General features: G+C 70.4%; 7 protein-coding genes. 3 read left to right on the top strand and 4 right to left on the bottom strand.

Annotation, left to right across the window (positions count from 1 at the left end; genetic code table 11):
• From G3N98_RS37805 to G3N98_RS37795, 3 genes are all read left to right on the top strand, one after another.
• Positions 1-525: PDZ domain-containing protein (locus tag G3N98_RS37805; RefSeq protein ID WP_206150975.1), on the top strand; the 525-nt coding region annotated here is incomplete at its 5' end.
• Positions 526-752: 227 nt separating this feature from the next.
• Positions 753-1,964, top strand: coding sequence for an MFS transporter (locus G3N98_RS37800; protein WP_206150974.1), 1,212 nt, complete (start codon positions 753-755; stop codon positions 1,962-1,964).
• A gap of 148 nt (positions 1,965-2,112) precedes the next feature.
• Positions 2,113-2,652 carry a DUF4303 domain-containing protein gene (locus G3N98_RS37795; RefSeq protein WP_206150973.1) on the top strand — a complete coding sequence of 180 codons (540 nt, stop codon included), beginning with the start codon at positions 2,113-2,115 and terminating at the stop codon, positions 2,650-2,652.
• A 70-nt stretch (positions 2,653-2,722) separates the two neighbouring features.
• Here G3N98_RS37795 and G3N98_RS37790 read toward each other — a convergent pair whose 3' ends face one another.
• The 4 genes from G3N98_RS37790 to G3N98_RS37775 all read right to left on the bottom strand — a co-directional run bounded on the left by G3N98_RS37790 (position 2,723) and on the right by G3N98_RS37775 (position 6,057).
• On the bottom strand, positions 2,723-3,421 hold the full coding sequence (locus tag G3N98_RS37790; protein WP_089427313.1) for a fumarylacetoacetate hydrolase family protein: 699 nt from the start codon (positions 3,419-3,421) through the stop codon (positions 2,723-2,725).
• A 125-nt stretch (positions 3,422-3,546) separates the two neighbouring features.
• A complete protein-coding gene (locus tag G3N98_RS37785; RefSeq protein ID WP_206150972.1) occupies positions 3,547-4,488 on the bottom strand; it encodes a helix-turn-helix transcriptional regulator in 942 nt (313 codons plus the stop codon).
• Positions 4,489-4,607: 119 nt separating this feature from the next.
• Positions 4,608-5,396, bottom strand: a complete 789-nt coding sequence (locus G3N98_RS37780) for a YkgJ family cysteine cluster protein (RefSeq protein WP_206150971.1) — start codon at positions 5,394-5,396, stop codon at positions 4,608-4,610.
• A gap of 61 nt (positions 5,397-5,457) precedes the next feature.
• Positions 5,458-6,057 (bottom strand): uracil-DNA glycosylase family protein, encoded by a 600-nt coding sequence (locus G3N98_RS37775; RefSeq protein ID WP_206150970.1) that lies wholly within the window; start codon positions 6,055-6,057, stop codon positions 5,458-5,460.
• Between the last annotated feature and the right edge of the window lie 114 nt (positions 6,058-6,171).

Here is a 6,171-nt window from a genome sequence, read left to right as displayed (position 1 = left end):
GCCGCGGCCGGCGTGAAGCCCGGCGACGTGATCGTGAAGCTGGGCGACAAGACGATCGGCCGTTCGGCCGAGCTGAACGACCTGGCCGCCGCGCTGCCGCCGGGTCAGAAGGCGCCGCTGCGGCTGATCCGCAACCGCGCGCCGGTGATGCTGACGATCACGGGCGCCGACGAGGCCGCCGGCAACGCGGGCGCGACCGTCGGCATGGCTGCGCCGAAGGCGGCTGCACGACCGGCGGCGGGAGCAGCGGCTGCCGACGGCGGCGACCGCCTCGGGCTGACGATGCATGCGCTCAGCGACGACGAGCGCCGCTCGACGGGGCTCGCGGTCGGGATGATGGTGGACGCGGTGCACGGCCCGGCAGCCAAGGCCGGCATCCAGCCGGGCGATGTCGTGCTGGAGCTCAACGATACGCTGCTCGAGACGCCCGATGACATACCGACGCTCGAAGCGAACGGCAGCGTGATCGCGGTGCTGATCCAGCGCAACAACGCCCGGAAATTCGTGTCGGTGCGTGCGCGTTAGGGCGTTGACGCGCTCGCTATCGTCCGCCTACCATCGTTCGATCTCGCACGCAGTCAGCAAGGCATTCAGGAGCCATCCGGCATGAACGCAGCATTCATCATCGTAGTAGTACCCAGGCGCAGGGTCCGGTAGCGGCACCGCGCCGGCACCCATGCGCCCCCGACTCGTTCGGGGGCTTTTTTTTGCATTGCGCACGGCCGTGCGGCACGTGCATGGAGGGCATCCGCTTGCAATCGAACCTGCCGATCGCTTCCGAACGGGCGTCGCCGAGACTCGCGACGCTGATCCTGCTGTGTGCGTGCTCGGTGCTGCCGCTTAGCCTGTTCCTGCCGTCGCTGCCGGCCATCGCGCGCGACCTGCGCGCCGACTATGCGCTCGTCGCGCTGTCGCTCGGCGGTTACGCGGCGGTGGCCGCGTCGCTCGAATTCGTGATGGGGCCGCTGTCGGACCGGTTCGGGCGGCGGCCGGTGGTGCTGGCGAGCGTCGGCGTGTTCGCGCTCGGCTCGCTCGGCTGCGCGATGGCGACCGATATTCGAGCGTTTCTGGCATGCAGGCTGATGCAGGCGGCGATCACGTCGGTCTATCCGGTGTCGATGGCGACGATCCGGGACACCGGCGGCGGTGCGCGCGCCGCGAGCCGGATCGGCTATGCGGCGATGGCGGCCGCGTTCGCGCCGATGCTCGGCCCGACGTTCGGCGGCGCGCTCGACCAGGCGTTGGGCTGGCGCGCGAGCTTCTGGCTGCTCGGCGCGGTGGGCATCGCGTTGTTCGTCTGGTGTGCGTTCGACCTCGTCGAAACCCATGCGAACCGGTCGTCGAGCCTCGGGCAGCAGCTTCGCGCGTATCCGGCGCTGCTCCGCGCGCGTCGTTTCTGGGCCTATGCGCTCTGCATGGCGTTTTCGACCGGCGCGTTCTACGCGTTCCTGGCCGGCGCGCCGCTCGCGGCGCAAACGGTGTTCGGCATCGCACCGGCGGAGATCGGCTTCTACATGGGGACCATCACGGCCGGCTTCGTGTGCGGCAGCTTCGTGGCCGCGCGTTACGCGCGCCGCTACGCGCTGGCCACGACGATTCTGTTCGGACGGGTGGTCGCGTGCGCGGGGCCGTTGATCGGCCTCGCGCTGAGGTTCGGTGGCGCGACGCAGGCGATCGCGTGGTTCGGGCCGTGCGTGCTGGTCGGCATCGGCAACGGGCTGACGAATCCCGGCGCGCATGCCGGTGCGGTGTCGGTGCGCCCGGCGCTGGCGGGCAGCGCGTCGGGGCTGGCCGGCGCGATGACGATCGCTGGCGGCGCCGCGCTTTCGTCGCTGACGGGGGCGGTGCTGACAGCCGGCAACGCGGGTTATGCGCCGCTCGCGATGATGCTGCTGTCGGCCGCGATCGCCCTGGCGGCGGCCGTCTGCGTGCGGGTGTTCGATGCGCGCGACGCGGGGCGGTGAACGAAGACACGCGGCATCGGACATGGGGGCTGGCACCGCTACCGTGCCGTGGACGATTGGCGGACAATCGATCGATTATCGGGAGACGACGAACCCGCCGCGCGCCGAGCATGCTCCGACGCGGGAAGGGCGACTGGACGAGGATGCGATGAGCGACTTTTCTGATTTCCAGCGAGACATTGCCGACGCCGCGAGAGCGACATTCAGGGCGCTGCGGGCGCAGCACCCGGACGAGCATTTCTACGCATTCGCGCTGTATACCGACAGCGGGGCGATGACGGTGGTGCCGGCGGCCAATTCGGTCGAAGGGCTGCGCCGGATCCGCGAGCAGCAGGCCGTCCCGGACGACGACCCGTGGTACGTGTGGGGTTGCTCCGAATGGGCGTACGCGGCGGCGGAAGCTTCGCCGTTCAATGCGATCTGCGGCAAGCTCGCCGATGACGTGCTGAGCCCGCAGTTCGTCCGCTCGAGATTCCCGGAATTTTCGCGGCAACTGCACGCCGACATGATCGCGGCGTTGCGCCTGCTCGACCGCGAAGGCCTGTTCGGCACGGGCGACGACAGGGCGGCGATCACGCTGTTCGTGTCGATCAGCGACGACGATGCGGCCGAGGCGCTGGAAAACGAATCGGCGAAGGCGCTGAATCCGCCGGCCGTCGCCGACGCATTCCTGCGCCGCTACGATTGACCGAAATCGGTATATTGCACGGCGGCCCCGGGCGGGCGACCGCCATGCGTGCTGCGTGCTGCGTGACGGCTTACGGCTTCGCGCCCACGACGAATTCGAACGTCGCGACGCCGTCGACGCCGCCCGTGACGCGATCGCCCGGCTGCAGCGCGCCGACACCCGCCGGCGTGCCGGTGAAGATCAAATCGCCGGCCTTCAGCTCGACCGAGCGCGACACGTACGCGATGACGTCGGGCACGGCCCAGATCATGTCGGCCAGGTCGCCTTGCTGACGCGTGTCGCCGTTGACCGCGAGCCAGATGCGGCCCGTCGCCGGGTGGCCGGTGGCCGCTGCTGCGCGCAGCGGGGTCACGGGGCCTGATGCATCGAAGCCCTTCGCCCAGTCCCACGGACGGCTCAGCTTCTTCGCTTCGGCCTGCAGGTCGCGGCGCGTGAGGTCGACGCCGACGCCATAGCCCCACACGTGCGACAGTGCGTCGGCCGGGTCGATCGACCGGCCGTCCTTGCCGATCGCGACGACCAGCTCGATTTCGTGATGGAGGTCGTTCGTCAGCGGCGGATAGGCGACGGTGCCGCTGGCCGGGACGATCGCGTCGGCCGGCTTCGTGAAGAAGAACGGCGGTTCGCGGTCGGGATCGGCACCCATTTCGCGCGCGTGGTCGGCGTAGTTGCGGCCGACGCAGAAGACGCGGCGCACCGGAAAGCGCGCGGACGATTGGTCGACTTCGACGGAAGGACGCTCGGCAGCGTCGATGACATAAGCGGACATCGGATGGCCTCGTTCGGTGATAAGACGGATGCCGCGCCCGTGCGGCGCACGGGCCGGCATGCGTGCAACGATACCCGACAGCCGAGCGGCCGGATGCGACGCAACTGCGTTTTACCGGGACAAAACTACGCGTCGGCCGCCGCCGGGGAATCGTCGCCGTCCGGCCGCGCGGCGTTCGCGTCGCGGTACGCCTTCGGCGACACGCCGACCCGTGCACGGAAGCGCCGCGCGAAATACCCTTCGTCGCGGAAGCCGACCGAGCGTGCGATATCGGCGATGCGCCGGCTGGTATGGGCCAGCAGCGACTGCGCGAGCGCGATCCGGCGCTCGGTCACGAGATCGGTGAAGGTGCTGCCGGTTTCCTTGCGGACCAGGTGCGCGAGGTAGTTGGGCGACAGGAACGCGGCCTCGGCGGTCGCGGCGAGCGTCAGGTCCTCGCGGGTCAGGTTGGCGCGCACGTGGCGCAGCACGCGCGCGAGCGCGTCGCGCCGGCCCGCGCGCTGGGCGCCGCGCTGCGCGAGCTTGTCGAGCGCACCCGCGTACTGCGTGCAGACGAGCCCGATCAGCTGCAGCAGGTAGCCGCGCAGCAGCGTGGTCGAGCCGAACGAGCGCACGCGATCGGTGTCGAGCATGCACAGCGCGAGGCGGCGCGCTTCTTCGTAGGTGTCGCCGGTCAGGATGAAGTCGAGGTGTTCCTGGAAGCGGAACGGCGTCAGCTCGGGAAAGCGGTGCGCGGGCACGTCCTCGAGATCGAGCGGGTCGACGTCGAGATCGGCGCGCAGGAACGCCTGGCTGAAGTTGATCACGATGAAGTGCGCGCCTTCCGGATGCGGGATCAGGTGCTCGCGATGCGGCAGCACGAACGCGAGCGCGCCGCGCGGAAACGGCCGCGTGACGCCGCCGATCCGCTGCTCGGTGTCGCCGCCGAGATTGAACTGGATCTGGAAATACGCGTGCCGGTGCGGCTCGGTGATCGCCTGGCGCGACGCCTGGTCGCGGATGTAGAAGTCGAGCCGGTCGCTGCGTTCGGGCATCCCGTACAGGCGCGGCGGGGCGATGGAGGGCATGAAGGATTCTGCTGTTCGTGACGCGGTTGAGCCGCGATGGTACAGCGAACCGGGCGCGGCGGCGATCCGTGCGGCCGCACGGCTTCGCCCGGTGTCGCTCGCGGCGTGCCGCTCGGCGATCACTCGTCCGGATGGAAGCCGAGATAACGGGCGTGCGGGTTGGCGCTACCGGCACGCTGGCTTGCCGCGCCAACCGACACGAGCGCATCCAGCGTCGACGTACGGTTCGACACCAGCGTCCAGGCGGTGTCGGCGCTGGCCGGGGCCGACTCCGCTGCGCGCTGCGCCGTCAAAGCCGTCAGCGCGGCGAGCAGCGCGGCAGCCGGCGGCGCATGAACCGCGAACCCTTCGTTGGCCACCGCCGCCGTATCGATCCCCAGCATCGCGCACAACCGCGCCCGCAGCGGTGTCTCGGCTTCGCTCGCCGCACGCGAGCGCGCGATGTTCTCGCGGGTGGCCGCGTCGACGATCGTGCCGCCGCGGACGAACGGCGCCTGCTGCCACGCGTCGGGCGTGCATTGCTTGCCGTCCGGCACCAGCGGCACGAACGGATTCACTTCGGCCGGATAGATCCGGCACACGAGCGGACGCGCGTCGTAGATCGCGCAGCGCAGGTCGTCGAGCAGGTTCGGGCATGGCCCGGCATGGGTCGCGGTGAGCATGACCGTGATGCGGACGGGCAGCGAGCCGCTGAGCGCGGCGCTCGAGCGCACGCGCTTGTAGGCGGCGAACGCGTTGTCGGGCTCGGGTTCGACGAGCCACGGCATCGCATCGCACAGCAGCTCCACGTGGCCGCCGCGCTGCAGCCACGCAATGGCCTCGTCGATCGTCAGCGGAATGCGCAGGTCGCGGCAGCATCCGCCGCAGCCGTTGCAGGCAAAGTCGAGATCGGTGGGGGTGTCGTTCATGCTTGATTCGATACGGATGACAGGGTGTCGCGAAGCGTCGCGACAGGGCAGCGGTGCGCGTTTATCGGGCGACCAGCGGCGCGATTCGGCGCCGCAGTTCGGGCACGACCTCGGAGTCGAACCACGGGTGGTGCTTGAACCACGCCTGATTGCGCGGCGACGGATGCGGCAGCGGTAACACCTCGGGGCCATAGTCGCGCCACGCGTGCACGGTGTCGGTCAGCGTGGCCTTGCGCGACTCGCGCAGGAAATGCCGCTGCGCGTACTGGCCGATCAGCAGCGTGAGCCGGATCGACGGCAACTCGGCGAGCAGCCGGTCAATCCACAGCGGCGCGCATTCGGGGCGCGGCGGGTTGTCGCCGCTTGCGCCGCGGCCCGGGTAGCAGAAGCCCATCGGCACGATCGCGAAGCGCGTCTCGTCGTAGAACGTGTCGGCGTCGACGTCGAGCCAGCCGCGCAGCCGCTTGCCGCTCGCGTCGTCCCACGGGATGCCGCTTGCATGCACGCGTGCGCCCGGCGCCTGCCCGACGATCAGGATGCGCGCGTCGCGATGGGCCCGCACGACGGGGCGCGGGCCGAGCGGCAAGTCGGCTTCGCAGGCACGGCACGCGCGGATTTCGGTGAGCAGCACGTCGAGCGGCGCGCGCGTGGGTTTCGGCATCGAATCGGATCGGGGACGGAGTGGTCATGCGGCGTCACCCGGGGGCCGCGTGCCGGGCGCCGGCAGGCGGCCCGGACAGGCGTGGCGCGGGAGCGCGCGCCGCCTGCATCACGG

The sequence above is a fragment of the Burkholderia sp. Tr-20390 genome (assembly GCF_017104595.1).
GTDB lineage: Bacteria > Pseudomonadota > Gammaproteobacteria > Burkholderiales > Burkholderiaceae > Burkholderia.
This window is presented reverse-complemented; position numbering and strand designations above follow the sequence as displayed.

Excerpts from the sequence above, each read along its gene's own strand:
- G3N98_RS37795 (WP_206150973.1), top strand. The coding sequence starts at position 2,113 with ATGAGCGACTTTTCTGATTTCCAGCGAGACATTGCCGACGCCGCGAGA.
- G3N98_RS37790 (WP_089427313.1), bottom strand. The coding sequence starts at position 3,421 with ATGTCCGCTTATGTCATCGACGCTGCCGAGCGTCCTTCCGTCGAAGTC.
- G3N98_RS37785 (WP_206150972.1), bottom strand. The coding sequence starts at position 4,488 with ATGCCCTCCATCGCCCCGCCGCGCCTGTACGGGATGCCCGAACGCAGC.
- G3N98_RS37780 (WP_206150971.1), bottom strand. The coding sequence starts at position 5,396 with ATGAACGACACCCCCACCGATCTCGACTTTGCCTGCAACGGCTGCGGC.
- G3N98_RS37775 (WP_206150970.1), bottom strand. The coding sequence starts at position 6,057 with ATGCCGAAACCCACGCGCGCGCCGCTCGACGTGCTGCTCACCGAAATC.